Here is a 25,798-nt window from a genome sequence, read left to right on the forward strand (position 1 = left end):
AATCGCAGCAGGTCAGAACGATGTCTGGTCAGTGGCAGTCGGGTTAACCGCTGGTGGTCGCGTCTGGGTGGGCGGAGTTGCGACAAGCCCCTCCCCGGGTCGTTTCGGGGAGGGGCCTTCGTGCTGCGTGGGGTCGATCAGCACCACTTCGGCTTGTTGTACGAGGCGATGCCCTTGAGCCGGTTGTACTCGAACGAGCGGGTTTCACCGAACGGAATGCTCTTGCAGTCCGGGTCGAACCCGCGCGACACGTCGATGCTGGCGCTGCGCTTGGTCGCGTGACAGTTGAGAAGCGTCACGATGCCGCTACCGCCGAAGTTCGCGTCCTTCTCCCCCATGAAGTAGAGCTTCTGCTGACGACCGGTGCACGGCCGGTCCGCGCTGGCCGGCGCGGCGGCGATCGTCATGAATCCGGCGGCCACGGCCAAGCCGAGCACCACGGTCGTCATGCGCTTGAGCTGCCCCATTTTGATCCCCTTAGATCGGTTTCGATGCGGACAGACTTCGCGAAACCCCTGACAAACCACTGACGACACTTAGCATCACGAACCGGACAAACCCGCCGGTGAGTCTCGTCCGGCCACCATCCACCGTTCCTCCCCGGAAACGGCGAATGGCCGCCCCGCTGCTGCGGGACGGCCATCCGGAGAGAGCTGTGCTCAGCCCTTGCGCTTCTTGACCTCTTCGGTCAGCTGCGGCGCGACGTTGAACAGGTCGCCCACGACACCGAAGTCGGCGATCTCGAAGATCGGGGCCTCGGGGTCCTTGTTGACCGCGACGATCGTCTTCGAGGTCTGCATGCCCGCGCGGTGCTGGATGGCACCGGAGATGCCCAGCGCCACGTACAGCTGCGGCGAGACCGTCTTGCCGGTCTGGCCCACCTGGAACTGGTGCGGGTAGTAGCCGGAGTCGACGGCGGCGCGCGAGGCACCGACAGCGGCGCCCAGCGAGTCCGCCAGCTCCTCGACGGTCGAGAACTTCTCGGCCGAGCCGACGCCGCGGCCACCGGAGACGACGACCGAGGCCTCGGTCAGCTCCGGGCGGTCGCCGCCGGTGATGGCCTCGCGCGAGGTCACGCGGGCGGACTTGGCGGCGTCCACGGAGATGGAGACCGACTCGTCCAGCACGGCGTCCGCCGCGGACTCCTCGGCCTCGACGCCGCCGGGGCGGACGGTGATGACCGGGGTGCCGGTGCCGACCTTGGCCTTGACGACGAACGCGCCACCGAAGATGGACTGCACGCCGGTGCCGTCCGCCTCGATGTCGACGACGTCCACGAGCAGGCCGGAGCCGAGACGCACGGCAAGACGGCCCGCGACCTCCTTGCCCTCGATCGTCGCGGAGACGAGCACCGCGGACGCGTTCGGGGCGAGAGCGGCCAGCGCGTCGACCTTGGGGGTCACCAGGAAGCCGGCGGCGTCGTCGGACTCGACGGCGTAGACCTTCGCGGCGCCGTACTTGCCCAGCGACTCGCGGATCTTCGACGCGGTGCCGGGTGCGCCCACGACCACCGCGGCCGGGGTGCCCAGGCGGCCCGCGGCCGTCAGCAGCTCGTAGCTGACCTTCTTGACCTCGCCGTCGACGTGGTCGACCAGAACCAGAACTTCAGACATGATTTCCCCTCCCTCAGATGAGCTTCTGGCCGACGAGGAACTCGGCGATCTTGGATCCGCCGTCGCCACCGTCCTCGACGCGCTGACCCGCGCTGCGCGGCGGCTTGGGGGCCGCCTCCAGCACCTGGGTCCACGCGCCGGACAGGCCGACCTCGGACGCGTCGAAGCCGAGGTCCGCCACGGAAAGCGTGGAGACGGGCTTCTTCTTCGCGGCCATGATGCCCTTGAAGGACGGGTAACGCGGCTCGTTGATCTTCTCGGTCACGGAGACCACGGCCGGGAGCGACGCCTCGAGGAACGCGACGCCCTCGTCGGTCTCGCGCTCGCCCTTGATCGTCGTGCCCTCGACCGTGACCTTGCGCAGCTGGGTGACCTGCGGCAGGCCGAGCAGCTCGGCGAGGATGGCCGGGACAGCGCCCGCGCGGCCGTCGGTCGCCTCGTTGCCCGCGATGACCAGGTCGACGTTCTCGACCGTGCCGATCGCCTTCGCGAGGACCTTCGCCGTCGCCAGCACGTCCGAGCCGTGCAACGCCTCGTCGCTCACGTGGATCGCCTTGTCGGCACCCATCGACAGCGCCTTGCGAATGGCGTCGGTAGCGCGGTCGGGACCCATCGCGATCACCGTCACCTCGCCACCGTGGGCCTCCTGCAGCAGCAGGGCCTCTTCGACGGCGCGCTCGTTGATCTCGTCGAGCACGGCATCCGCGGATTCGCGGTCAAGGGTGTGGTCGGCGTCGGTGAGCTTGCGCTCGGACCAGGTGTCAGGCACCTGCTTGACCAGGACAACAATGTTCATAGGTCCTCTTCGACCTCCTGCGGACGGGCGGCGACGCTTGCGCGGAGGACTCTAGGGACTGCGCCGCCGAGTGTTCACGACCCTGCCATCAAACCGGATGTTACCCGCCAGTAGCACCCCTGCAAACGCCAGCAAGCACCCCGCAAGCGTGATGGTTCTCACCCGGTGGCGCCACCTTTTGAGACGTAACCCATTCGGGGGTCTAGGCTGCGCTGACATGTACCGGCGAGTAGCTATCGTGACCGACTCCACGGCCTGCCTCCCGGCGCAGCTGACTGATCGACTCGGCATCGAAGTGGTGCAGATCCAGGTGCGGATCGGCGACCACACCGACGACGAGTCCCGCATCCCGGTCCCGGACCTGGTTTCGGCCATGCGTTCGAACGTGCCCGTCGCGACGATTCCCCCCGATCCGGGCGCGTTCTTCTGGACGTACAACGAGCTGGCCGCGTCGGGCGTTCGCTCGATCGTGTCCGTGCACGTGTCGAGCCGCCAGTCCGCGACCGTGGAGGCGGCCAGGGAAGCCGCTGCCAAGGTCCGCGTGCCCGTGCACGTCGTCGACACCCACACCTGCGGGATGAGCATCGGCTACGCGGTCCAGGCCGCCGCGAAGGTGGCGGAGGCGGGTGGCAACGTGGAGAAGGTGCTCGCGACCGCCCAACGGCGCTTCGACAGATCCACCGAGCTGATCTACGTCGACACGCTCGAGTACCTGCGCCGCGGCGGCCGCATCGGCGCCGCCGCCGCACTGGTCGGCGGTGTGCTGTCGATGAAGCCGCTGCTGACGATGGCCGACGGCCAGATCACGCCGCTCGACAAGGTGATCGGCGCCGACCGCGCCCTCAACCGGATGCTGGACATCGCGATCAAGCGCGCGGGCACCGACACCGTGGACGTGGCCGTCGAACATTTCGACGCCCCGGAGAAGGCAGCCCGCCTGCTGCGCAAGCTCCGGACCGGCGTGCCCAACGTCCGCCAGTTCATGTTGACGCAGGTCAGCTCGGCCATCGGCGCCCACGTGGGCCCCGGCGCGCTGGGCATCACAGTTTCGCCGGTGTGACCCTCGGGAACTCCGGGTGCTGTTCCGTCCGTTGAAGTGGACGTAACGGACACCTGGAGGACCGATGGCCGGTTTCATGGACAAGATCACCAGGTTCCTGCGCAGTCCGCAGGGCCACAAGCTCCAAGCCAAGGCACGGCAGATGGCTCAGGACCCGCGCAAGCGCGCGCAGGCCGAGCAGCTGCTGCGCAAGCTCCGCGGTGGCAAGAAGCACTAATCCTTGAAGAGTGCGTTCAGCTCGCCGTAGCCCAGACCCTCTTCGGTGCTGTCATAGGTGCCCTTCGACAGCAGCTCTTCGGCCGCCCTCTTGGCCGTCGCGTAAGCCGCTGACGCCAGCGCGGTGCCGACGCTGATCCTGGCAGCGCCCGCGGTCCCCAGCTCGTGGACCGCGGGTGCACCCGGACCCGCCAGGACGTTCAACGGCGCGTCGATCTTCCCGGCCAGTTCCTCGACGGTGTCGAGGTCGGTCACTCCCGGCACGAAGATGCCACTCGCGCCCGCCTCCAGGTACGCCTTCGCGCGGTCCAGCGTGTGCTGAAGACGGTCCTGCGGCTCACCGATGCCGCGCAGGTACACGTCGATCCTCGCGTTGATGTAGAGATCCGGCGCCGCTTCGCGTGCCGCCTTCAGCCGCTCCTGCTGCTCCCGCACGTCACGGAGTCCTGCGCCGTAAGCGTCCTCGATGTTGACGCCGGACGCGCCGGCCTCGGCGACGGCCCTCGCCGTCTCGCCGACCTCCTTCGCGTCCCTGCCGAAACCGGACTCGATGTCCGCGGTCACCGGCACCCTGACCGCCTTCGCGATCCTGGCGACGAGCTCGATGGCCAGATCGCGGTCGAGCGCGTCGCCGTCCGGGGCACCGAGACTCCACGCCACTCCGGCACTCGTGGTGGCGACGGCCTTGGCCCCGGCCGCCTCGACGATGAGGGCGGAGGCGACGTCCCAGGCGTTGGGGAGGGCGAGCGGACCGGACCGGTGGAGGGCGTGGAAGAGCTTCGTGCGATCAGTGGCGGAAGTCATGATCGATTGATATCAGCAGGCACCGACATCTTTCCGGCGAGTTTCGGACGTGAACCGATGACTTTCCGACACAGCCCACTCGGTTGCCGCGCTCAGTTGCCGCGCTCAGTTGCTGCCCGCCTTGCGGCGCACCTCTTCGAACGTCCGGAGGTAGCGCTGGCGGAAGTCCTCGCGCTCCACCCACGTCGTGTGCTCGGCGGGCTGGGGTGAGGCGGGCGGGGGCAGCGCGGTCTGCACCGCGGGCGGCGGGGCGGGCTCCGGTTCGGCTTCGGGCTGGGATTCCTCGACCAGTTCCGCGACAGGCTCCTCGGCGACCGACTCTTCGGCGGCTACCTGGGCGACGGCTTCGACGGCCTCAGGACTGTCGGTGCTCGGCACTACGGTTGGTTCGGGGGCCACGACAGGCTCCGGCTCGGCAGCTGCTTCGGCGACAGGCTCCGGTTCGGCGACCGACTCCGCGACCGGTTCGGCCAGCGACGCGAGCGCCGGTTCCAGCCGCGGCTCCAGCTGCCGCAGCCCCATCACCGGATTGCGGTGAATCGGCCTCGTGTCGTACTCGTCGTCCACCGGCTCGACGGTCACGGGCTTCTCCACCCACGTCCGCTCGGCCGGCGCCTCCGACGGCGAAGACACGTCCGGTGCCGAGTCCTCGCGGCGCCGCACCAGCACGTACATGAGGGCTGCCCCCAACGTGAAGGACAGCACGCACAGTCCGAAGACGATCCCGACTGCCCCTGCCATTGCGAAGGCTCCTAGCTGACGAGGACGTCGATCTGAGGTCCGAAGTCCGAGGGCGGGCCCCACACGGGGTCCACGATCACGCGAGTGGTGATCTCGCTGTCCACCCCTTGCTCGGCCAGGTACTGCCGCAGCAGGCCGGCCCTCTCCATCGCGAGCACGTCGCAACGGTGCGACGCCGTCTCGCCGTTCCACGCGTGCGCCACCAACGTCACCGAGCCGGTGGCGTTGCGCAGCACACTGGCCAGAGAACGCCGCACGTCCTCACCGCGGCCCACCAACGACGCGGTGCCCGGCGCGAACGTGATGCCCTTGACGGCGTGCGACGTGAACAGGTTCCGCACCGCCTCCTGCGCCACCGCCGCGGGCAGCGACACCGGTGCGGGCGGCTCCATCCGCAGCGGGGCGATGAAGTCGGAGACCGGCACCGGGCCCGCGAGAACGGCCGGCACGGCGGGTGACGACGACAGCGCCGTCTCCAGTTCGTCGCCGTACACGGAGAAACCGAAGGCCGTCACCGTCGCGGGCACCATCAACGCACCGACGAGCAGCGGGACCCAGCGCTTCACGACGCGGCCACCTGTTCGGGGATGTGGAGCGGGGCGACGCGATCCGCGGCCACCGACAGGGCGGCGCGGGCGGCGGACAGTTGCGAGTGGACGACCCGCTTCAGCTCGTGCAGTTCGTCGGTCCGGTCGGCGACCTCGGCCAGGCGGCGCTGGGCCTCCCGGCACGCCATCTTCACCATGAACTCCGAACGCGCCCGCGCCAGCGCTTCCTGCTCCTGCAGGTGCTGCGCGGCCTCGTTGCGGCGCCGGGTCATCGTGAGTTCGAAGAACTGCTGGGCCTTCTCGCGCTTGCGTTCGGAGTCGGCCTCCAGCGAGTTGCACTGCAGAGCGGTCTCCCGCAGCAGCATGTCCGCGTCGGCCTGTGCCTGGGCGACGGCCTCGGTGCACTCGCGCTCCACCTCGTCGGCGCGCTGGCGGTGCTGGGCCTCGAGGTCGGTGCAGCGGCGTTCCATCTCCAGCTCGCGCCGTTCCATTGCGGCGGCGCGGGTGGCGCAGTCCTGGCGCGAGGCGTAGAGCTCGGACTCGGCTTCGGCGCGCATGGCGGCGGATTCGCGTTCGGCGTCGGCGCGCAACTCGGCGACCTCGACGTCGGTGCGCGCACGGAGATCCGTGCACTCGCGTTCGGCCTGCAGGTGCATCTCCGCCGTCTCGTCCTCGGCGAGGCGGAGCATGCGGTGCATCCGTTCGGTGGCGCTCGCGTGAGTGCCCGAAGTGGATTCGAGGCGCTCGATCCTGGCGCGCGCCTCCTCCAGGTCCTGCCGCGTCATTTCCAGCAGCTTGCGCAGATCGGCTGCCTGTGCCAGCGCCTCGGCCCGGTCGAGGCTCGTGAAGCGCAGCTGCTCCTCGAGATTCTCGATGTGGTCGATGACCTGACGTCGATGAAAACCTCGGTAGACAACGTCGAAACCGGCGTGCAGCGGAACTAGTTCCTGCTCTTTTGCACCCATGGTCACCTACTCACTCAACCGGGCTGAAGATTGTGCGAGCTTACCCACGGGCGGTGACCCCAACCAGCGTCGACAATGGACGGACGGAGATGATGTAACACGTGGAATAACCCGTCTTTCCTGGGCAAACGCGACATCTGTAGATCAACACCAAACGGCTCGCAGTCACCCGATTGTGTCAAGCAGAGCTCCTTTTCGGGGTGTTCACTCCGTGCGTTCGCCGTGCACGGAAAGCGACCATCAAGGTCGAGATCACACGAATTGCCTTCCATCGGTCGTGGCTACTTCGATCACGCTTCGTTAGCCTTCTCGTTCGTGTCCTCACGAGTAGCCGTCGTCACCGACTCGACCGCGTCGCTTCCGGCCCGTCTGGCGGATCGGTTCAACATCATCACGGTCCCGATGCAGCTCAAGATCGGGTCGGAACTGATCGACGAGGCATATGTGCCGACCGACCGTCTGCTGCAGGCGATGGAGGCGCAGATCCCGATCACGACGCAGCCGCCGGCGCCGGACGCGTTCTTCTGGGCGTACCAGGACGCGTGGGCGAAGGGCGCGGAGACGATCATCTCGGTGCACGTGACGCCGAAGCTCTCCCCCGCGACGGACGCGGCGAAGGTGGCCGCGGCCAAGTCGCGCGTGCCGGTGTTCATCGTGGACTCGCACTCGTCGGGCATGACGCTCGGGTTCGCGGCGCTCGCGGCCGCGCGGATCGTGCAGAGCGGCGGCAACGTCCAGAACGCGCGCGGCGTCGCCGAGCAGCGCGGCCGGGACGCCAACGTGCTGATCTACGTCAACACGCTGCACTACCTGCGCCAGGCGGGGCGGGTCAGCGCGGCGGCGAAGCTCTTCGGTGACGCGCTCTCGGTGAAGCCGCTGCTCACGGTCGTGAACGGCGAGGTGGAGCCGTTCGACAAGGTCGTCGGCCGCGACCGCGCGCTGGCGAAGCTCGTGGACAAGGCGGTGGCGCTCGCCTACGGACGCAACGTGGACCTCGCGGTCGAGCACTTCGCGGCCGAGAAGGAGGGCCACGTGCTGCTCGAGATGCTGCAGAAGCGGATCCCGCACGCCCGCGACGTCGTCCTGACGCAGGTCAGCGCGGCGATCGGCGCGAACGTGGGACCGGGAGCGCTGGCCGTCACCGTCTCGCCGTTCTGATCAGAGCTCGGCGACTTCCTCCGCGAGGAGCAGCCCCGGATCGAACCCGAGCGGTGTGAGGTGACCGGCGAGCTCCAGTGAGAGCACGCCCTGCAGGCGCGTCCAGAAGGCCAACGCGCGGTGCACCGTCGGCGACGACGCGGGCAGGGCGCCCGCCCACCCCCGGCTCATGCCCAGGACGACGTCGAACGGGGTCTTCGGCTGCTCGTCCGGCTCGCCCGCGCAGACCTCCAGCAACACCGTCAGGATCTCGTCCGAGATCGCGGTGACGTCGTCGGGTGCGTGATAGCCGGGCACGGGCGTGCCGTAGATGAGCAGGTAGCGCTGCGGGTCGCTCAGGGCCCACTCCCTGATGACCGCGGCGAGGGCCACCGCGGTGGTGCCGGTCGCGTGGGCGGCGCGGACGGTGTCGGCGAGGCTGCGGTAGGCGTCCCGGATGAGCGCGGTGATCAGCTCGTCGCGACCGGCGAAGTACCGGTACAGCGCGGGCCCGCTCATGCCCATCTCCTTGGCGATGGCGTTGAGCGACAACGCCGTCACCCCGGCCGTGGCGATCTGGTCCCACGCGTGCCGCTTGACCTCGTCGCGCACCTGGGCCCGGTAGCGCTCTCGGGGGTTCCCTGCCGACTCCGTCATGGTTAGACCCTCTCACATTCGTTATTGACAGTCACGCGGGCTTCAGTTTAGCTTCTGCATGTCACAAGAGTTAGAGCTTCTAACTACGGTGACTGCCGCTAACGAACCAAAGGAGAGGTCCCATGACCCGCACCCGCACCGCCCTGACCGCCCTCTCGCTCAGCGCCGGACTGCTCGCCATCACCGCGTGCCAGAGCGCGCCGTCCAGCTCGCCCGCGCCGAGCAGCACCGCCGCGTCGAACTCGGTGACGTGCGAAGGCAAGGGCATCAACCCCGCCGCCCAGCTGCACCACCGGACCGAGACCCGCATCAACGCGCCGCTGAGCACGGTCTGGAAGGTGCAGACCGAGGTGGAGGGCTGGCCTGCCTGGCAGAAGGCCGTCACCAGCGCGAAGAGGCTGGACCAGGGCGAGCTGCGGGCGGGTTCGAAGTTCGAGTGGACGACCCCGGCACCCGCGACGCCGACGACGCCCGCCACCACGCTGAACATCACCTCGACCGTCCTCGACGTGAAGACCCGCGAGTGCGTGCGCTGGAGCGGGCCCGCCGTCGGCCAGGGTCTGGGCATCGACGAGGGCGTCCACGTCTGGACCTTCACCGAGGTCGACGGCGGCGTCCTGGTCCGCACCGAGGAGAGCTGGATCGGCGCCCAGGTGGAGGCCGACCCGGCCACGGCCGTCAAGCTCCTCGGCCCCGGTCTCGACTTCTGGCTGGCCGACCTCAAGGCCGCGGCCGAAGCCCGTCCCACCCAGAGCTGACGCCCGGAACCGGCACCTGAAACCCAAGGGAGAAGATCATGTCCACTGACACCCGCGCCTCCGTCCACCCGTCGAAGCGCATCCTGGTCGCGGCCTGGGCCGTGCCCGTCATGGTGATCGGCAAGTTCGGCCTGCTGTCCGGGATTCCGATCGCCGTCGTCCTCGTCGCGAGCCTGCGCAAAGGCCGTTCCAAAGCCCTGCGCTGGTGGTCAGGAGCCCTCACGCTGGCCTACGCCACCCCGTTGACGATGTGGCTGGCCGGGCCGAGTCAGGCGCCCAGCCTGTCCAAGTACATGGACTTCACGACGACGGCGGCACTCGCCGCGGCGGGCATCGCGACCGCCATCGCGCACCAGGTAGTTCGCAGGCGGTCTACTGGCAAGTAACCTGGCGGGCGTGACCCTCCCCCTGACCGGCGAACGCACCGTGCCCGGTATCGCGGAAGAGAATTACTGGTTCAGGCGCCATGAGGCCGCATATCTCCACCTCATCGGCCACTGCGCGGACGCCGTCGTGCTGGAGGCGGGCTGCGGTGAGGGCTACGGCGCCCAGCTGATCCGCACGGTCGCGCGCCGGGTGATCGCGCTCGACTACGACGAGCTGACGTCGCAGCACGTGTCGCGCGCGTACCCGCAGCTCAACGTGCTCCGCGGGAACCTGGCGGCGCTGCCGTTGCGCGACGGGAGCGTCGACGTCGTGGCGAACCTGCAGGTCATCGAGCACCTGTGGGACCAGGAGGGGTTCCTGGCGGAATGCCTGCGGGTGCTGCGTCCAGGTGGGAGGCTCATCGTGACGACGCCGAACAGGCTGACGTTCTCGCCCGGCCAGGACACACCGCTGAACCCGTTCCACACCAGGGAACTCGCACCGTCCGAACTGGACGAGATGCTGCGCGAGGCTGGTTTCCGCGTTGACGAACTGACGGGACTGCGTCACGGACAGAGGCTTGACACGCTCCTGAACGGACAGATCATCAACGCACAGGTCGAAGTCGCGCTGTCCGGTGCACCGTGGCCGGCCGAGCTCAAGGAGGCTGTGGAGTCGGTGACGGTGGAGGACTTCGACATCACCCCTGACGACATGGACGGCTGCCTCGATCTCGTGGCCGTGGCGGTGCGTCCGTGACGTCGAGCAACACTTCCAAGGCTTCCGAGGGCACGTTCTGCCTCGTCCTGCACAGCCATCTGCCGTGGCTCGCGCACCACGGCGCGTGGCCGGTCGGCGAGGAGTGGCTCTACCAGGCGTGGGCGCACTCGTACCTGCCCATCGTGGACATGCTGCGCCGGTTCGCCGACGAGGGCCGTTCCGACGTGCTGACGCTCGGCGTCACCCCGATCCTGGCCGCACAGCTGGACGATCCGTACTGCCTGCGCGGCATGCACGACTGGCTCGGCAACTGGCACCTGCGCTCGCACTTCGCCGGGGAACGGCTGCCGGAACTGTCGGCGTACGAGCACCGCGCGTCGTCCTGGGCGCTGGACCGGTTCGAAGCCCAGTGGCGGCACGGGTTCTCGCCCGTTCTGAGGTCCCTTGTGGACTCCTCGACGATCGAGCTGCTCGGCGGGCCCGCCACGCATCCCTTCCAGCCGTTGCTCGATCCGCGGGTGCGGGCCTTCGCACTGCGAACCGGTCTGGACGACACGGCGCTGCGCGTCGGCCGTGCGCCGGAAGGGATCTGGGCGCCGGAATGCGGTTACTCGCCCGGCATGGAGGCGGGGTACGCGACGGCGGGCGTGCGGCGTTTCATGGTCGACGGGCCCGCGCTGCACGGCGACACGTCGTCCGCGCATCCCGTCGGTTCGTCCGACGTGCTGGCGTTCGGGCGTGATCTGGAGGTCTCGTACCGCGTCTGGTCGCCGAAGGTCGGCTATCCGGGCGATGCCGCGTACCGGGATTTTCACACCTACGATCACCCGACGGGCCTCAAGCCGTCGCGGGTGACGGGCAAGAACGTGGCGCCGGAGGACAAGCGGCCGTACGACCCGTTGCTGGCGCGCGAAGCTCTCGACAGGCACGTCGCCGACTTCGTGGAAACGGTCGTGCGGCGGTTGCGCGCGATCGACGGCGGTCTCGTCGTAGCGGCCTACGACACCGAGCTGTACGGGCACTGGTGGCACGAGGGTCCGTTGTGGCTGGAAGCCGTGCTGCGTGCGCTGCCGGAAGCGGGCGTGCGCGTGACGACGTTGCGGGGCGCCGTCGAGGCCGGGCACGTGGGCGCTCCGGTCGAGCTGCCGGCGTCGTCGTGGGGCAGCGGCAAGGACTGGCGCGTGTGGGACGGCGCGCAGGTGTCGGACATCGTGTCGTTGAACGAGTCGGTGCAGAAGGAACTGCTGGGGCTGGACTTCTCCTCCGGCGTGCGGAATCCGGTGCTGGACCAGGCGGTGCGCGAGGCGCTGCTGGCGCTGTCGAGCGACTGGGCGTTCATGGTCACCAAGGACTCGGCCGCCGACTACGCCCGCTACCGCGCGAAGATTCACAGCGATCGTTTCAGCGAGCTCGCGGCGTTGACGCGAAACGGTCGTGGACAGGCGAGAGCAACGGAGCTCCGCGCGGCAGACGGCCCGTTCGGGCACCTGGACGCGCGAGGAATGGGGTAGCGGGATGCGCGTGCTGATGTTGTCGTGGGAGTACCCGCCGGTGGTCGTCGGCGGGCTGGGCAGGCACGTCCACGCGCTCGCGACACAGTTGGCCGCGCAGGGGCACGACGTCGTCGTGCTGTGCCGTCAACCTTCGGGCACCGATGCGATCACGCATCCCACGGTGGACGTGGTGAGCGAGGGCGTGCGGCTGGTCCGCGTCGCCGAGGATCCCGCGCACTTCGTGTTCGAGAAGGACCTCTTGGCGTGGACGCTCGCGATGGGTCACGCGATGACGCGTGCCGGGCTGGCGCTGGACTCGTGGCGTCCCGACGTCGTGCACGCGCACGACTGGCTGGTCGCGCATCCGGCCGTGGCGCTCGCCGAGGCGTTCGGCGTGCCGTTGGTGGCGACGATCCACGCGACCGAGGCCGGTCGGCACTCGGGCTGGCTGTCGCATCCGCTGAACCAGCAGGTGCACTCGGTGGAGTGGTGGCTGGCGAACCGCGCCGACTCGCTGATCACCTGCTCGTCGGCGATGCGCGGCGAGGTCGCGCATCTGTTCGAAGTGGACACCGCCGACGTTTCCGTGCTGCACAACGGCATCGAGCCGGGCGGCTGGAAGGTGCGGGCGAAGGACGTCGGTGCTGCCCGGCGCACGTACTCGCCGCACGGTGATCCGCTGCTGCTGTTCTTCGGCCGCATCGAGTGGGAGAAGGGCATCCAGGACCTGATCGCCGCACTCCCCCGGATCCGCCGCGTCCACCGGGGCACTCGGGTCGTCGTGGCCGGTGGCGGTTCACAGACCGAGTGGCTGCAGGACCAGGCGCGCAAGCACCGCGTGCTGCGGGCCGTGGAGTTCGTCGGCCATCTGTCCGACAGGTCTCTGGCGGCGTTGCTCACCGCGGCCGACGCCGTCGTGCTGCCCTCCCGCTACGAACCTTTCGGCATCGTGGCCCTGGAAGCGGCGGCCGCCGGAACGCCCCTGGTCGCGTCGACCGCCGGCGGACTCGGCGAGGTCGTGCTGGACGGGGTGACGGGCCTGTCGTTCGCCCCCGGTGACGTGGACGGACTCACGCGCGCCGTGCGTGACGTGCTGTCCGATCCCGCCTCGGCCGCCTCCCGTGCGCGCGCCGCGAAGGCGCGTCTGGTCTCCGACTTCAACTGGGCCACGATCGCCACCGACACGGCTTCGGTCTACGCCAAGGCTTTGGTGCGCGAACCACGCGTCCTGGGCCGCCCCAAGATCGCGACGGGAAATCTGTTCACCTAGGTCCGCTACAGTCGCCGGTCCCGTTAACAACAGGTGACCGAGGACTGAATGAAATACCAACGCTTCGTGGCACTCGGGGACAGCTGCACCGAGGGCCTGGACGACCTGCTTCCCGACGGCCGCTACCGGGGCTGGGCGGACCGGGTCGCGTCCGCACTGGACGCGCCGGGCTTCCGCTACGCCAACCTCGGCGTGCGCGGCCGCCGTCTCGACCAGATGCTGGTGGAGCAGGTCCCGTCCGCGGCGGCGTTGGAGCCCGACCTGGTCGTGCTCTTCGGCGGCGGCAACGACGTGATGTCCAACGCGACTACGGACCAGATCGCTGAGCGGGCAGACGCGATGGTGCGCGCCGTGACGTCGTTCGCGCCAACTGTCGCCGTCTTCACGTTGAGCGACATCTCGCACCGCATGCCGTTCGGCCGGCGCATGCGTCCGCGCATCGAGACCTTGAACTCCGCCATGCGCAACGCCGCGTCCCGCTACGGCGCGGTGTTGGTCGACGTGGAGGCCGACGAGTGCGTGCACGACTCACGCTACTTCGGCCCGGACCGCCTGCACCTGTCGTCGTTGGGGCACAGGCGGTTGGCCGGCCACGTGCTGTCGGCGCTGGACGTCGCCTTTGACGAGTCCTGGCTGATGCCGCTGGAGGGCACGGCCGCGAGCGCTTCCGTTCTCGATCACTGGCGGTGGCTGCGCGACCAGGTGCTGCCCGTCGCCTACACGCGGACGCGCAACAAGCTCATCGGGCGGCAGCCGGGTGACGGCTTCACGCCGAAGCGCCCGGAGCTCGTGCCGCTGACCTGGCAGCGGCACGCAACTCGCTGACCCGTCAGGCCTCCGCTCGCTTGGCCAAGGCGTCCTTGGCCTTGCGGGCCATGTCCGCGATGTCCGCCCGCCGCTGCGCATCGGCCTCGTAGTCGGCCCGCCGATCCCGCACCACCCGGGCCGGCATCCCGACCGCGATCTTGAAGTCCGGCACGTCCCCGCGCACCACGGCGTGCGCTCCGAGCACGCACCCGCGGCCGACACGAGTGCCGCGCAGCACGGTCACCTTGGCGCCGAGCCAGCAGTCCGGTCCGATGCGCACCGGCGACTTCACGATGCCCTGGTCCTTGATCGGCAGCGTGATGTCCTCGACCTTGTGGTCGAAGTCGCAGATGTAGACCCAGTCCGCGACCAGCGACGACGCGCCGATCTCGATGTCGAGGTAGCAGTTGACCGTGTTGTCCTTGCCGAACACGACCTTGTCGCCGATGCGCAGCGACCCCTCGTGGCACCGGATGGCGTTGCCGTCGCCGATGTGCACCCAGCGGCCGATCTCCAGGCGGCCGAAGCCGGGGCGGGCCATGACCTCGACGCGCTTGCCGAAGAACACCATGCCGCGCAGCACCACGTGTGGGTTGAGCAGGCGGAACTTCAGCAGCCGCCAGTACCGCACGATGTACCAGGGGGTGTAGGCGCGGTGGCGCAGGATCCAGCGCAGGGAGGCCATCGTGAGGAACCGCGCCTGCATCGGGTCACGGCGCGACCTGCGCCAGCGAGTCCAGACGGGTGCGCCCCACATCGAAGTCATGGACGAAGACTCTAACTTCGGCCTGCCGGCGCGCTGGACACGGTTCTAAAGTGGCCTCGACGAACGCGAGGTGCGACATGTGGGCGGTCATCGGCGTCTGGGACATCAGCCCCGAGGCGATCGACGCGTTGCGGGCGCAGGTGCCGCTGATGGCGTCGAGCAAGGTCGGGCTGCCTGGGTTCGTGCACGGCACGTGGACGCTCGACGGCCACATGATCCAGGTGTACGACAACGAGGCGGACGCGCGCCGTTATCACCAGGACATGCTCGACCAAGGTGCGACGGAGCCGCCTGGTGTGCGCTGTGTCGTGTGGGACGTGTCCGAGGTCGGCGCCGAGTCTCAGGCACCCTAGGGGCATGGCGATTCCTCTCATCATCGACACCGACCCCGGCGTCGACGACGCGTTCGCGATCGCGCTCGCGGCCCGCAGTCCCGAGGTCGAGCTGAAAGGCCTCACCACGGTCTTCGGCAACGTCGGGCTCGACCTCACGACGGCCAACGCGCTGCGCCTGCTCGCCCACCTCGGCCGCACCGACGTGCCGGTGATCCGGGGCTTCGGCGGGCCGGGCGGTGCGGCGGACGTGCACGGCGAGGACGGGCTCGGCGGGCAGGCGCACACGTTGCCGGAGAACGCGGAAGGCATCCGCGGTGACGACGTCGTGCAGTTCTTCGCGGACAACCTCAAGCCGGACACCGTGGTCGCGGCCATCGGGCCGCTGACGAACATCGCTCACGCGCTCGAAGCCGGCATCGAGTTCCCACGGCTGATCGTCATGGGCGGCGGGCTCGGCCTGGGCAACATGACCGCGCGTGCCGAGTTCAACTTCTGGGCGGACGCCAAGGCCGCGCGGACGGTCATCCGCAAGGGCAACCCGATCGTCGTGCCGCTCAACCTGACCCAGCGGTGCATCGCGGACACCGAGTTCCTCGCGAACGTCGATCCCGTGCTCAGCAACCTCACCGGCACCTACCGGGCGTACCTCGCGAGGCATTCCGAGCAGAACATGTCCGGGCGCGAGGAGGGCATCCTGATCCACGACGCCGTCGCCGTGGCGGAGGCGATCGTGCCCGGCACCCTGCACCTGAAGACGCACGGCCTCGACATCGACGACGAGGGTGCGCTCGTCGAGGGAAAGCACCAGGTAGAGGTCGCGGAAGACTGCGATTGGCCCGCGCTGAGGGCCTTCATGGAGCAGCGCTTGTCCGTTTGACGACAACTTCACGTCGCTGTCTGGGGTTGGGCGGGCACGGAAAGTAGGGTCCGCGACCATGCAGCGAAGAGTCCTCACGACAGCTGCGGTAGCGGTGGCCATGACGTTCGGAGTGGTCCCTGCCTCCGCTCAGCCCCAGATCCAGGTGGTGCCGGATCCGGCCGCACACGTGAACCCGTTCATCGGCACGACCAACCTCGGGAACACCTTTCCCGGCGCGGTCGTGCCGTTCGGCATGTTCTCCTTCAGCCCGGAAGCCAGTCGCGGCAACACCCTGCGCGCCGCGGCTCCCGGCGGATACCGGTACGACGCCACGAAGATCCGCGGCTTCAGCCTCACCCACATGTCCGGGACCGGCTGCGCGGGCGGAAGCGGTGACATCCCGATCTTCCCGCACGTCGGGGCCGTCACCACGTCGCCGACCACGGACGCGACCGACGCCATCTACGCCAGCGAGTTCGCGCACGCGGACGAGGTGGCCAAGCCCGGTCGCTACGACGTGACCTTGAAGTCCGGCGCGAAGGCCGAGCTGTCCGCCACCGAACGCACCGGTGCCGCGCGGTTCAGCTTCCCCGCCGACAAGCCGGCGACGGTGCTGATCAACACCTCCAAGTCGCAGGTCGGCTCGTCCGACGCCCAGACGGTGATCGACAAGGACAAGCGGACCATCACCGGCTCCGTGACCAGCGGCAACTTCTGCGGCTACATCAACCAGGTCGGCCGCCGCAGCTACTACACGCTGCACTTCGTGGCGGAGTTCGACCAGGCGTTCACCGAGGTCGGCACGTACCAGGACAACGTTGTCACGGCCGGAAGCACGTCCTCCAAGGGCGGCACGACGTACGGGACGAACGGCTGGCCGGTGCTCGGCAAGGGTTCCGGCGCCTACCTCGGCTTCGCGCCCGGTTCGCAGGTCGGGGTCAAGGTCGGCATCTCCTACGTCAGCCTGGACAACGCGAAGGCGAACCTCAAGGCCGAGAACAAGGGTCAGTCCATTGAGGACATGAGGGACAACGCGCACATCGCGTGGCAGAAGCAGCTCAAGCGCATCGAGGTCGGCGGCGGCTCCGATGACGAGCGGACGAAGTTCTACACCGCGCTGTACCACTCCCTGCTGCACCCCAACCTGTTCAGCGACGTCAACGGCGAGTACGCCGGGTTCGACGGCAAGACTCACAAGATCGACAAGAGACGGCAGAAAGCCCAGTACGGCACGTTCTCCGGCTGGGACATCTACCGCTCGCAGCTGCAGCTGCTCACCATGCTCGAACCGCAGATCGGCTCGGACATCGCGCAGTCGTTGCTCAACCAGTCCGAGCAGAACAACGGCGTGTGGGACCGCTGGACGCACAACGGCGGCGGCACGCACGTGATGAACGGTGACCCGGCGCCGATCGCGCTGGCGGCCATCTCGGCGTTCGGCGGCGACGGGTACGACGTCAAGGCGTCGCTGAAGTCGTTGGTGAAGGCCGCGACCGTGCCCACGCCGCTGGACCTGAGCAAGGACGGCTGGGCCGTGATGTCGGTCGGGCAGCGGCCGTCGCTCGACAAGTACCTGCAGAACAAGTACATGCCGTCCGTGTCGAACGCGTGGGGCGGCGCGGCGGAGACCCTGGAGATCTCCGCGGCGGACTTCGCGATCAGCCAGCTCGCCGAACGCACGGGCGACAAGAAGATCGCGAAGACGTTCGCCGAACGCGCTCAGTGGTGGCAGAACAACTTCGACCCGGTCGCCGACAGCACCGGCGGCTACATCCGCAACCGCAACGCCGACGGCACGTGGGTCAAGGACTTCACGCCGGACACCGGCAACGGGTTCGTCGAGGGCAGCAGCGCCCAGTACACGTGGATGGTCACGCACAACGTCGCCGGGCTCGTCGACTCGCTGGGCGGCCGTGAGCGCGCCACCAAGCGGCTGGACGACTTCTTCCACAACGCCGACGGCAGCTGGGCTCTCACAGGTCGCGGCGGTGCGAAGTCCGAACTGGACAACGAGCCGTCCGTGAACGTGCCGTGGCTCTACAACTACACGGGCCGGCCCGCCAAGGCGCAGGAGACGTTGCGCGAGACGATCGGCACGCTCTGGAAGAACGCCCCCGGCGGCATTCCCGGCAACGACGACCTCGGCGCGATGTCGTCGTGGTTCGTGTTCACCGCGATGGGCATCTACCCGCAGGTGCCGTCGCGCGCCGAGCTCGTGCTGAGCAGCCCGCTGTTCACGTCGGTGAAGATCAACCGCGGTGGCGGCAAGGACATCACGATCACCGCGCCTCAGGCCAACGCCGCCACGAAGTACGTGCAGTCGTTGAAGGTCAACGGCAAGGCGTCCTCGAAGACCTGGCTGCCCGAGTCGTTCGTGGAAAGCGGCGGCAAGCTGGACTTCGTGCTGGGCAAGGCACCTTCCGCGTGGGGCACCGGTGCGACGGACGCCCCGCCGTCGTTCCGCGACGGAGAGAAGCCGATCAAGCACGACCAGCCGTACTTCCTGACCGTCGAACCGCGGCAGCTCGTGGTCGAGCCCGGCAAGTCGGTCACGGCGAAGGTCAACTCGGTCAAGCTCTACGACGGCGACCCGAAGGCGACCTACACGATCACCGGCCCGGAGACGCTGAAGTTCACGCCCACCACCGGTGCCGTGCCTTCCGAGTTCACGGTCACGGCCGAAGCCGGTACCGCGCAAGGCTTCTACGACATCACCGTGACGGTGACCGTCGAGGGTGCGGCCAAGCCGGTCGTGCTGCCGCAGACGGTGAAGGTCGCGCCGGCGGGCAGCATGCTCGCCGCCGTGAACAACGTGGGCGCCTCCGCCGACGCCACCGGCGAGGGCGACTTCGACGGCGGCGGCTACAGCTACTCGCGGGAAGCGCTGGCCACGGCCGGTCTTCCGCCGGGCGGCACGAGCACCGTCGACGGCCTCACGTTCACGTGGCCGTCGTCGCCTCCCGGCCGTCCCGACAACGCGACCGCCACGAAGCAAACGCTTGCCCTGTCCGGAACCAAGCTCTCCTTCGTCGGCTCCGCGGCCAACGGAGCGCGAACGAAGCCGGCCACGGTGACGTTCACGGACGGCACCACGGCATCGGTGGACGTCGGCTTCAGCGACTGGACGCTGGGCGGCGGCGGGGCGGCGCCGAGCTTCGGCAACGTGATCGTCGCGAACACGCCGTACCGCAACCAGTCGGGCGGCGGCAGCGAGAAGGTCGCCACGCACATCTTCGCGACGAAGACGTACGTGGCTCCGGAGGGCAAGACGCTGGCGAGCGTCGTACTGCCGGATGACGTCAACATGCACATCTTCGCGGTGGCACTGGGTTAGTCCATCCCGGTGGGTGCGGCTCGGTTCACCGGCCCAGCCGCACCCGTCGAGGGGATGATCCGGACGTGACCGACATCGAGCAGCGGCTCATCAAGGCGGCCCGCGACGGCGAGTGGCTGGAGTGCGCCGAGCCCGCCAACGTGGTGCGGGCCGGCCTGGTCAGGGAGCTGCTGATGGGTCGGCGCGGTGAGCTCGATCCGGGCGGGGTGAAACTGCGCGGGGTGCGGATCGAGGGCACTCTCGACCTCGTCCGCGTGAAAGCCGTGGCCGGGTTGAGCTTCAGCGACTGCACGATCGACGAGCCCGTCATGGCCCGCTACGCGAGCTTGCCGGAACTGCACTTCTACGGCGGACGCTGCGCCGGGATCCACGCGAACGGCCTCCAGCTCGACGGCGACCTGTTCCTGCGCGGCGGGATTCAGCTCACCGGAGACGACGCCCGCGGCACGATCAGGCTCCTCGACGCGCGCATCGCGGGCGACGTCGAGTTCGCTGACCTGGAGATCATCAACACCGGTGGCGCCGCGCTGCACGCCGACGGGCTGAAGGTCGGCGGCAACCTGACCATGCGAGGCGTGCGGATCGCCGGGGACGGCCGCAGCGCGCTCAACCTCTTCGGCGCCCACGTCGCGGCGAACTTCAAGGTGGCGGAGTCCGAGATCACCAACAGCGCCGGTGCCGCGCTGGTCTTCGACAACGTCACCGTCGGCGGCAACTTCTCGCTGCGGAAGGGCAATCGGATCACCGGGCACGGTGAAGCGGGCTCGGTCCGCCTCGTCAGCGCGCACATCTCAGGACATGCCGAGATGACGGGCACGGAGATCACCAACGCCGCGGGACCCGCGCTGGAGTCGAACGGGATCCAGGTCGACGGGAACTTCCTGCTGCGGGACGGTCTTGTCCTCACCGGGCACGACGAATTCGGCGCGGCCGACCTGGCCGGCGCCCGCATCGGGAACGCCCTCCAGTTCGCCGGTGCGACCCTGACGAACACGGCCGGTCCCGCGATCAGGGCCGACCGTGCCCGCATCGGCGACTCCCTGGTGATGATCGGCCAGAACCGGTTCTCCGCGGGCGGCGACGGCCCCGCGCTCAGCCTGATCGGCACCCACGTCGACGGCCGGTTCGGTTGTGCGGACACGGTCGAACTGAGTTCGGCGTCGGAGCTGGTGATGAACCTCCAGCACATGGTGGTGGGGGTGTCCGCGAGGTTGCCGCACGCGGCGCTGTGCCCCGCGCTCGGCCGCGGCCCGGCGTGCGAACACGAAAGCCTCGTCCGCATCGACGACTTCTCCTACCCCGCCCTCGGATCGGGGTGGGACTGGGAACAGTGGCTGCACGTGATCCGCTGCCACACACCGGCTTATCACGCGTCCGCTTACCAACGGCTTGCCGCGGTCGAGCGAGCCGCCGGACACGACGGGACCGTGCGCCGGATTCTCATGGCGCAACAGACGGATCTGCGCCGGCGCAGCCCCCAGTCGTTGGGTGGGCCGTTGACGCGGTGGTTCCACTGGCTGTGGGGAGTGCTGGCCGGGTACGGCTACCGGGCTCGCCGCACCGCCGCCGCGCTGCTGCTGGTGCTCGTTGCCGCCGGGGCGATCGGCTGGTGGGCCGGGCAGGTCGACACCCGTCCCGGACATCACGTCGCCGAACGGGTCGCCAGTGCGGGAGTTCCCTGCTCCACGGTCGAACTGGTCGGGCTCGGACTGGATCGCGGGTTGCCGTTGGCGATGACCGGGATGCGGACGAGGTGCGATCTGGACACCGCGTCGAAGAAGGGGCAGGCGTTCACGGCGGCCATCTGGCTGGTGCAACTTGCTGTGTGGGGGTTGGCGACGCTGGCGCTGGCGGGGTACACGAATCTCGTGCGCAAGCCCGGCTGACGTGGAATGTCGCGGTCTCCAGCGAAGCTGATGCCGCAGTCAATAATCTTGGAGCGTGTTCTCGGTTTCTGAGCGTGATCAGTTGCGCCGCGACCTCGTCAACGCCGCCGACGTCGATCCCAGGGTGGTCGGGGCGGCGCTGACCGGGTCGGCGGCGGTGGGCAAGGAAGATCGCTGGTCCGACATCGACTTCGCGCTGTCGGTCGAGCGCGACCTGGACGCGGTGGTCGACGACTGGACGGCGTTGATGTACGCGTGCGGCGCCGTCGGCCATCTTGACGTCCGGCGCGGCGCGGTCCTGTTCCGCGTGTTCCTGATGCGGTCGACGTTGCAGGTGGACGTCGCGTTCTGGCCGTCGGACGAGTTCGGGGCGACCGGGCCCACGTTCAAGCTGCTGTTCGGTGAGACCAACGACCTGCCGCAGGCCGGGCAGCCCGACCGGGACGGGCTCATCGGGCTTGCCTGGTTGTACGCGCTGCACGCGCGGTCGTCCATCGCGCGCGGGCGTTCGTGGCAGGCGGTCTACATGATCAACGGGATGCGCGACCACGTGATGTCGTTGTGGTGCCTGCGCGAAGGGGTGAACGCGGTGCAGGGGCGGGGGCTGGACGACCTGCAGGACGCCGGCGCGTTCACCGGGACGCTCGTGTTGTCCACGCATCCCGACGAACTGGCGCGGGCGTTCCACGTGCTGACCGGGCTGTTGCTCGGGGAGATCACTGAGCCGGAACTGCGCGAGGCCGTTCGGGGGCTGTCTCCCGCAGCAGCAAACCGGCCGTGAGCAGCACCAGCACGGCTGCCGAGCCGTGCACCATGAGCGCGTAGCCCACCGTGCCGCCATGCGTGATCACGGCGAGGCAGTCGCCGATCGGGATGATCGAGTCCGCCAGGACCACCCAGCCCAGGGCTCGCCGCTGGCCCATCAGCAGCAGGATCAGGGCTGTCAGTGCGTACGCGACATCGCGCACGCCCTTCACGACGTAGTAGCCGGTCGGGTCGACGATGCCGAAACCCGACGCGGCGGCGTCGCCGTTCAGCAGGTAGCTGAGGCCGAAGTAGAAACCGGCCAGCACGACGAGCCACCCCATGATCGTGGTCAAGCGCATTGCATCCTCCGAAAGAATCTAGCACTGCTAGCGACAGGAGCGACGCTAACACTACGAGCGCTCGATTGTCTAGCAGTGCTAGATTCTGCGGGTGAGCATCCAGAACCGGCGTGAGCGTGAGCGAGCCGAACGCCATCAGCTGATCATCGACGCCGCCCGGGACCTGGCCGAATCGGACGGCTGGGACGCGGTCACCACGCGCAGGCTCGCCGAGAAGGTCGAGTACAGCCAGCCGGTGCTCTACAGCCACTTCAAGGGCAAGGACGCGATCGTGCGCGCCGTCGCGATCCAGGGGTGCGGTGAGCTGGCCCGGCTGTTGCGGAAAGCCCGTCCGTCGCGAGGAGAGTCACGGCTGCGGGCCGCAGCGGAGGCGTACCTCGAGTTCGCGCGGCGAAGGCCCGCGCTCTACGACGCGATGTTCGTGCAGCAGTCCGACATTCCGTGGGGCACGGACGAGGTGCCGCAGGAACTGCTCGACGCGTTCGGAGAACTGGTCGCCGCGGTCGAACCCGTCCGAGGCGAACGAGACCTGGAGGCGTTGACAGAGGTCTTCTGGAGCTCGCTGCACGGCATCGCGACCCTCGTGCAGGGCAACAGACTGCGACCGGCCCACGACGAGACCCGCCTCGACCTGCTGCTAGGTGCGCTCAGCCTCGGACAGCACGAAGACGGGCTTTGAGCCGATCCGGGTCAGCACGACCGTGGCCGACGCGGAGCCGGAGAGCTTCAGCCGCTTGCGCAACGTGTTCGGGTCGACGTCCAGCCCGCGCACCAGGATCTCCAGCCGGCCGACCCCGCGCGTCTTCAGCAACGACTTGAGCGACTTCTCCGTGTAGTGCCCGTGTTCGAGCACGCGGAACGCCCGGATGCCCGGCGGCGGCTTGTCCCCGCTCAGGTACGCGATGCGTTCGTCGAGCTGCCACAGCCCGTGCCGCGCCGCGTAGTGCCGCACCAGACCGGCGCGCACGACCGCGCCGTCCGGATCGACGATCCACGCGCCAGGAGGGGCGACCGCGCAGTCGTCCGGTTCGGCATCCGTCAGGGTCCACGAATCCGAGCCGTGCAGAACGGAGGCGCGGCGCGAAACCCCAGGCGTGGCAAGGCCTCGGGTCCACAGACAGGCTTCCCGGACCGCACCGTCCAGCGACACGACCTCGATCTCGGCAGCCCACGGCGCGACCGCGAAGTCGATGCCGGGAGCGCACTTCACCGCGAGATCAACGCCCGCGTACACCTCGGACAGCTCGTCCAGCGGCGGCACGAAGTCGGAAGGATTCCACTTGCGACGGCCGGCGGAATCGCGGCGAGCCGGATCAGCGGTGACGGCACCGGCCCTCGACACCGGCCGCAACGCGTCGGCCTGAACGACGAGCTGCCCCGGAACGTTGTTGCGCGCCATGGCAAGCCGCACAGGATCGAGGTCAGAGCCGAGGCAACGGGACGCCACCGCGCTCAACGCGAAAAGATCCGCCCCCACCGAACACGTCACGTCGTGCACATCGCGATCAACGAACCGCAGGGCGCGATGACGAGCGACCGCGGAGGCCGTGGCCTGCTGAAGCGCGTCGTCGGTGAAGAGCCAGGAACCGGCAGAGTCCAGTTTGGACACCGCGCGACGCCGCAGCAGCACGGTTTCCACGACCGGGGCGAACGACGGCCCGAGAAGCCTCCGTGCCACCTCGACGTCGCGCAACCGGGAAGCGTCGGAAAAAGGCAACGCGTCCACCTCGGCCAACGCGGCGGTTCCGGCGGCAGAGCGCAGGAACGCCACGTCGGCGGTGGTGAACGCGTAGCCCAACTCAGGAAGTCTTCTGGCCGGTGATCGACACGTTGTAGAACACCTCGCGCGGCAGCACCTTCGAGAGGACGTTCTGGTCGACCCACGAGAGGTTCTGCCAGGTGCGGTAGGCGAACATCGCCCACCCGAAGCCCAGCTTCTCGCGCGGCACAGCGGCCTCGAACGTGCGCACCGGCCAGCCGAACAGCGCCGCGGACAGCTCGTCGGTCGCCGCGCGCACACGAACGGCACCGGCGCGCCTGGCGGTCGCCTCCAGCTGGTCCGGGTCGAACGTGTGCAGGTCGACGACGGCTTCCAGGGCCGCGGCGCGGGAGGACTCGTCGAGCTCCTCCTGCGGACGGCGCCAGTCGCCCAGCACCGGCACGGCCTTGGTGATGTTGGTGGTCAGCCACCACGTCACCTGGCCGAGCTTGCGGGCGTAGAAGTTGCCGATGTTCGTCGGGTCGCCCGCGAACACGAACTTGCCGCCGGGCTTGAGCACCCGCAGCACCTCGCGCATCGCCGCCTCCACATCGGGGATGTGGTGCAGCACCGCGTGGCCGACGACGAGGTCGAACGTGTTGTCGTCGTACGGGATGCGCTCGGCGTCGGCGACCCTGCCGTCGACGTCGAGACCGAGGTGCTCGGCGTTGCGCAGCGCGACCTCGACCATGCCGGGCGACAGGTCGGTGACCGAGCCCTTCTTGATCACGTCGCCCTGCATGAGGTTCAGCAGGAAGAAGCCGGTGCCGCAGCCCAGTTCCAGCGCGTGCTCGTACGGCCCGACGTCACCAGCGGCGGCGCGGAACCTGTCCGTCGCGTAGGTGATGCAGCGGTCGTCGTACGAGATCGACCACTTCTCGTCGTACGTGCCCGCTTCCCAGTCGTGGTAGAGCACCTGCGCGAGCTTGGTGTCCTTGTAAGCCGCCTCGACCTCTTCCGCGGTCGCGTGCGGGTTGGGTGCCGGGTCAGTTGCCACTGAACTTCGCCTTTCCAGGACCGTTCTCGATGAACGACTCCACGCCCGCCTTCTTGTCCTCCGTCGCGAACAGCGCCGCGAAGAGGTGGCTTTCGAGCTTCAGACCCGACTCCAGGTCGGTGTCGAGACCACCGTCGACGGCGGCCTTCGTCGCGGCCAGGGCCAGAACCGGCCCGCCGACGAACTGCTTGGCCCACCGGACGGCCGCGGCGTACACGTCGTCGGGTGCCACGACCTCGTCGACCATGCCGATCTCCAGCGCCTCCTGGGCGCCGACGAACCGGCCGCTGTAGAGCAGGTCCTTGGTCTTCGACGGACCGATCAGCCGGGCGAGGCGCTGCGTGCCGCCACCGCCGGGGATCAGGCCGAGCAGGATCTCGGGCTGGCCGACCTTCGCGTTGTCGCCGGCGATGCGGCGGTCGCAGCCGAGCGCGACCTCGAAGCCGCCGCCCAGCGCGTACCCGGTGATCGCGGCGACCGTCGGCTTGGGCACCGAGGCCAGCGCGCCGAGAGCGTCCGACAGGCCCTTGGCCCGCAACGTCATCTCGGCGTGGGAGATCTGCGCGAACTCCTTGACGTCCGCACCGGCCGCGAAGACCTTCTCGCCGCCGTAGACGATGACCGCGTAGACGTCCGAACGCTCCGAGGCCTCCTTCGCGGCGGCCTGGAGCTCGGTCTGCACCTGCCGGTTCAGGGCGTTCATCGGCGGCCGCTCCAGGCGGATCGTGCCGATCCCGTCCTCGACCTCAAGCCTCACGAACTCAGCCACTCAGATCCTCCTCGATGAGTAACGGGACCGACCGTA

28 protein-coding genes are annotated in these 25,798 nt (G+C 68.9%); 15 read left to right on the top strand and 13 right to left on the bottom strand.

Translation table 11 applies throughout. The features are described from left to right. Nucleotides 1-137 precede the first annotated feature (137 nt). From SK854_RS25990 to SK854_RS26000, 3 genes are all read right to left on the bottom strand, one after another. A complete protein-coding gene (locus SK854_RS25990; protein WP_319977704.1) occupies nucleotides 138-467 on the bottom strand; it encodes a hypothetical protein in 330 nt (109 codons plus the stop codon). Nucleotides 468-659: 192 nt separating this feature from the next. Next, complete coding sequence (locus SK854_RS25995) at nucleotides 660-1,613, bottom strand: electron transfer flavoprotein subunit alpha/FixB family protein (RefSeq protein ID WP_319977705.1); 954 nt, start codon at nucleotides 1,611-1,613, stop codon at nucleotides 660-662. Between the two features lie 13 nt (nucleotides 1,614-1,626). Next, nucleotides 1,627-2,409 (bottom strand): electron transfer flavoprotein subunit beta/FixA family protein, encoded by a 783-nt coding sequence (locus SK854_RS26000; RefSeq protein WP_319977706.1) that lies wholly within the window; start codon nucleotides 2,407-2,409, stop codon nucleotides 1,627-1,629. A gap of 217 nt (nucleotides 2,410-2,626) precedes the next feature. Between SK854_RS26000 and SK854_RS26005 the strand changes: the two genes are divergently transcribed. After that, on the top strand, nucleotides 2,627-3,469 hold the full coding sequence (locus tag SK854_RS26005) for a DegV family protein (RefSeq protein WP_319977707.1): 843 nt from the start codon (nucleotides 2,627-2,629) through the stop codon (nucleotides 3,467-3,469). Between the two features lie 64 nt (nucleotides 3,470-3,533). Further along, entirely contained in the window at nucleotides 3,534-3,686 is a 153-nt protein-coding gene (locus SK854_RS26010) for a hypothetical protein (RefSeq protein ID WP_177320432.1), read from the top strand. Here the strand turns inward: SK854_RS26010 and SK854_RS26015 are convergent. From SK854_RS26015 to SK854_RS26030, 4 genes are all read right to left on the bottom strand, one after another. Then, nucleotides 3,683-4,489 carry an isocitrate lyase/PEP mutase family protein gene (locus SK854_RS26015; protein ID WP_319977708.1) on the bottom strand — a complete coding sequence of 269 codons (807 nt, stop codon included), beginning with the start codon at nucleotides 4,487-4,489 and terminating at the stop codon, nucleotides 3,683-3,685. The two genes, SK854_RS26010 and SK854_RS26015, sit on opposite strands and share 4 nt — an antisense overlap. A gap of 105 nt (nucleotides 4,490-4,594) precedes the next feature. Further along, nucleotides 4,595-5,230, bottom strand: coding sequence for a hypothetical protein (locus SK854_RS26020; RefSeq protein WP_319977709.1), 636 nt, complete (start codon nucleotides 5,228-5,230; stop codon nucleotides 4,595-4,597). An 11-nt stretch (nucleotides 5,231-5,241) separates the two neighbouring features. Next, nucleotides 5,242-5,796, bottom strand: coding sequence for an OmpA family protein (locus tag SK854_RS26025; protein WP_319977710.1), 555 nt, complete (start codon nucleotides 5,794-5,796; stop codon nucleotides 5,242-5,244). Beyond that, a complete protein-coding gene (locus SK854_RS26030; protein WP_319977711.1) occupies nucleotides 5,793-6,743 on the bottom strand; it encodes a coiled-coil domain-containing protein in 951 nt (316 codons plus the stop codon). The genes SK854_RS26025 and SK854_RS26030 overlap by 4 nt, the downstream gene beginning before the upstream one ends. Before the next feature lie 315 nt (nucleotides 6,744-7,058). Between SK854_RS26030 and SK854_RS26035 the strand changes: the two genes are divergently transcribed. Beyond that, the gene (locus SK854_RS26035) at nucleotides 7,059-7,901 is read left to right on the top strand and encodes a DegV family protein (RefSeq protein ID WP_319977712.1); all 843 of its coding nucleotides are present in this window, start codon (nucleotides 7,059-7,061) and stop codon (nucleotides 7,899-7,901) included. Here SK854_RS26035 and SK854_RS26040 read toward each other — a convergent pair whose 3' ends face one another. Next, a complete protein-coding gene (locus SK854_RS26040; RefSeq protein ID WP_319977713.1) occupies nucleotides 7,902-8,537 on the bottom strand; it encodes a TetR/AcrR family transcriptional regulator in 636 nt (211 codons plus the stop codon). It abuts the gene before it with no gap. 122 nt (nucleotides 8,538-8,659) lie between these two features. Between SK854_RS26040 and SK854_RS26045 the strand changes: the two genes are divergently transcribed. Genes SK854_RS26045 through SK854_RS26070 form a run of 6 tightly spaced genes read left to right on the top strand, consistent with a single transcriptional unit; the run spans nucleotide 8,660 to nucleotide 13,969 of the window. Next, the gene (locus SK854_RS26045) at nucleotides 8,660-9,295 is read left to right on the top strand and encodes an SRPBCC family protein (protein ID WP_319977714.1); all 636 of its coding nucleotides are present in this window, start codon (nucleotides 8,660-8,662) and stop codon (nucleotides 9,293-9,295) included. Between the two features lie 38 nt (nucleotides 9,296-9,333). After that, entirely contained in the window at nucleotides 9,334-9,681 is a 348-nt protein-coding gene (locus SK854_RS26050; RefSeq protein WP_319977715.1) for a hypothetical protein, read from the top strand. A gap of 10 nt (nucleotides 9,682-9,691) precedes the next feature. Next, the gene (locus SK854_RS26055; protein WP_319977716.1) at nucleotides 9,692-10,420 is read left to right on the top strand and encodes a class I SAM-dependent methyltransferase; all 729 of its coding nucleotides are present in this window, start codon (nucleotides 9,692-9,694) and stop codon (nucleotides 10,418-10,420) included. Beyond that, nucleotides 10,417-11,892, top strand: coding sequence for a glycoside hydrolase family 57 protein (locus SK854_RS26060; protein ID WP_319977717.1), 1,476 nt, complete (start codon nucleotides 10,417-10,419; stop codon nucleotides 11,890-11,892). The genes SK854_RS26055 and SK854_RS26060 overlap by 4 nt, the downstream gene beginning before the upstream one ends. Before the next feature lie 4 nt (nucleotides 11,893-11,896). After that, nucleotides 11,897-13,144: a glycosyltransferase family 4 protein gene (locus tag SK854_RS26065; protein ID WP_319977718.1), complete on the top strand. Its 1,248-nt coding sequence runs from the start codon at nucleotides 11,897-11,899 to the stop codon at nucleotides 13,142-13,144. Nucleotides 13,145-13,192: 48 nt separating this feature from the next. After that, complete coding sequence (locus SK854_RS26070; RefSeq protein ID WP_319977719.1) at nucleotides 13,193-13,969, top strand: SGNH/GDSL hydrolase family protein; 777 nt, start codon at nucleotides 13,193-13,195, stop codon at nucleotides 13,967-13,969. Nucleotides 13,970-13,973: 4 nt separating this feature from the next. Here the strand turns inward: SK854_RS26070 and SK854_RS26075 are convergent, their stop codons facing one another. Then, on the bottom strand, nucleotides 13,974-14,717 hold the full coding sequence (locus SK854_RS26075) for an acyltransferase (RefSeq protein ID WP_093592970.1): 744 nt from the start codon (nucleotides 14,715-14,717) through the stop codon (nucleotides 13,974-13,976). Between the two features lie 50 nt (nucleotides 14,718-14,767). Here SK854_RS26075 and SK854_RS26080 point away from each other — a divergent pair, with 50 nt between their 5' ends. From SK854_RS26080 to SK854_RS26100, 5 genes are all read left to right on the top strand, one after another. Beyond that, nucleotides 14,768-15,070, top strand: coding sequence for a hypothetical protein (locus tag SK854_RS26080; protein ID WP_319977720.1), 303 nt, complete (start codon nucleotides 14,768-14,770; stop codon nucleotides 15,068-15,070). Between the two features lie 4 nt (nucleotides 15,071-15,074). Further along, the gene (locus SK854_RS26085; protein ID WP_319977721.1) at nucleotides 15,075-15,929 is read left to right on the top strand and encodes a nucleoside hydrolase; all 855 of its coding nucleotides are present in this window, start codon (nucleotides 15,075-15,077) and stop codon (nucleotides 15,927-15,929) included. A gap of 58 nt (nucleotides 15,930-15,987) precedes the next feature. Further along, complete coding sequence (locus SK854_RS26090; protein WP_319977722.1) at nucleotides 15,988-19,245, top strand: GH92 family glycosyl hydrolase; 3,258 nt, start codon at nucleotides 15,988-15,990, stop codon at nucleotides 19,243-19,245. Nucleotides 19,246-19,310: 65 nt separating this feature from the next. Further along, nucleotides 19,311-21,131 carry a hypothetical protein gene (locus SK854_RS26095; protein WP_319977723.1) on the top strand — a complete coding sequence of 607 codons (1,821 nt, stop codon included), beginning with the start codon at nucleotides 19,311-19,313 and terminating at the stop codon, nucleotides 21,129-21,131. 55 nt (nucleotides 21,132-21,186) lie between these two features. Further along, complete coding sequence (locus SK854_RS26100; protein ID WP_319977724.1) at nucleotides 21,187-21,912, top strand: nucleotidyltransferase domain-containing protein; 726 nt, start codon at nucleotides 21,187-21,189, stop codon at nucleotides 21,910-21,912. Here the strand turns inward: SK854_RS26100 and SK854_RS26105 are convergent. Next, nucleotides 21,848-22,231, bottom strand: coding sequence for a DUF4267 domain-containing protein (locus SK854_RS26105; protein ID WP_319977725.1), 384 nt, complete (start codon nucleotides 22,229-22,231; stop codon nucleotides 21,848-21,850). The genes SK854_RS26100 and SK854_RS26105 overlap by 65 nt on opposite strands. A 97-nt stretch (nucleotides 22,232-22,328) precedes the next feature. Here SK854_RS26105 and SK854_RS26110 point away from each other — a divergent pair, with 97 nt between their 5' ends. Then, complete coding sequence (locus SK854_RS26110) at nucleotides 22,329-22,916, top strand: TetR/AcrR family transcriptional regulator (RefSeq protein WP_319977726.1); 588 nt, start codon at nucleotides 22,329-22,331, stop codon at nucleotides 22,914-22,916. Here the strand turns inward: SK854_RS26110 and SK854_RS26115 are convergent. Genes SK854_RS26115 through SK854_RS26125 form a run of 3 tightly spaced genes read right to left on the bottom strand, consistent with a single transcriptional unit; the run spans nucleotide 22,875 to nucleotide 25,762 of the window. Then, nucleotides 22,875-24,035: a THUMP-like domain-containing protein gene (locus SK854_RS26115; protein ID WP_319977727.1), complete on the bottom strand. Its 1,161-nt coding sequence runs from the start codon at nucleotides 24,033-24,035 to the stop codon at nucleotides 22,875-22,877. The genes SK854_RS26110 and SK854_RS26115 overlap by 42 nt on opposite strands. A 1-nt stretch (nucleotide 24,036) precedes the next feature. Further along, entirely contained in the window at nucleotides 24,037-24,993 is a 957-nt protein-coding gene (locus SK854_RS26120) for a class I SAM-dependent methyltransferase (protein ID WP_319977728.1), read from the bottom strand. Beyond that, nucleotides 24,983-25,762 (bottom strand): enoyl-CoA hydratase/isomerase family protein, encoded by a 780-nt coding sequence (locus tag SK854_RS26125; protein ID WP_319977729.1) that lies wholly within the window; start codon nucleotides 25,760-25,762, stop codon nucleotides 24,983-24,985. The genes SK854_RS26120 and SK854_RS26125 overlap by 11 nt, the downstream gene beginning before the upstream one ends. Nucleotides 25,763-25,798: the final 36 nt, after the last annotated feature.

It is taken from the genome of Lentzea sokolovensis (assembly GCF_033949975.1).
Lineage (GTDB): Bacteria > Actinomycetota > Actinomycetes > Mycobacteriales > Pseudonocardiaceae > Lentzea > Lentzea sokolovensis.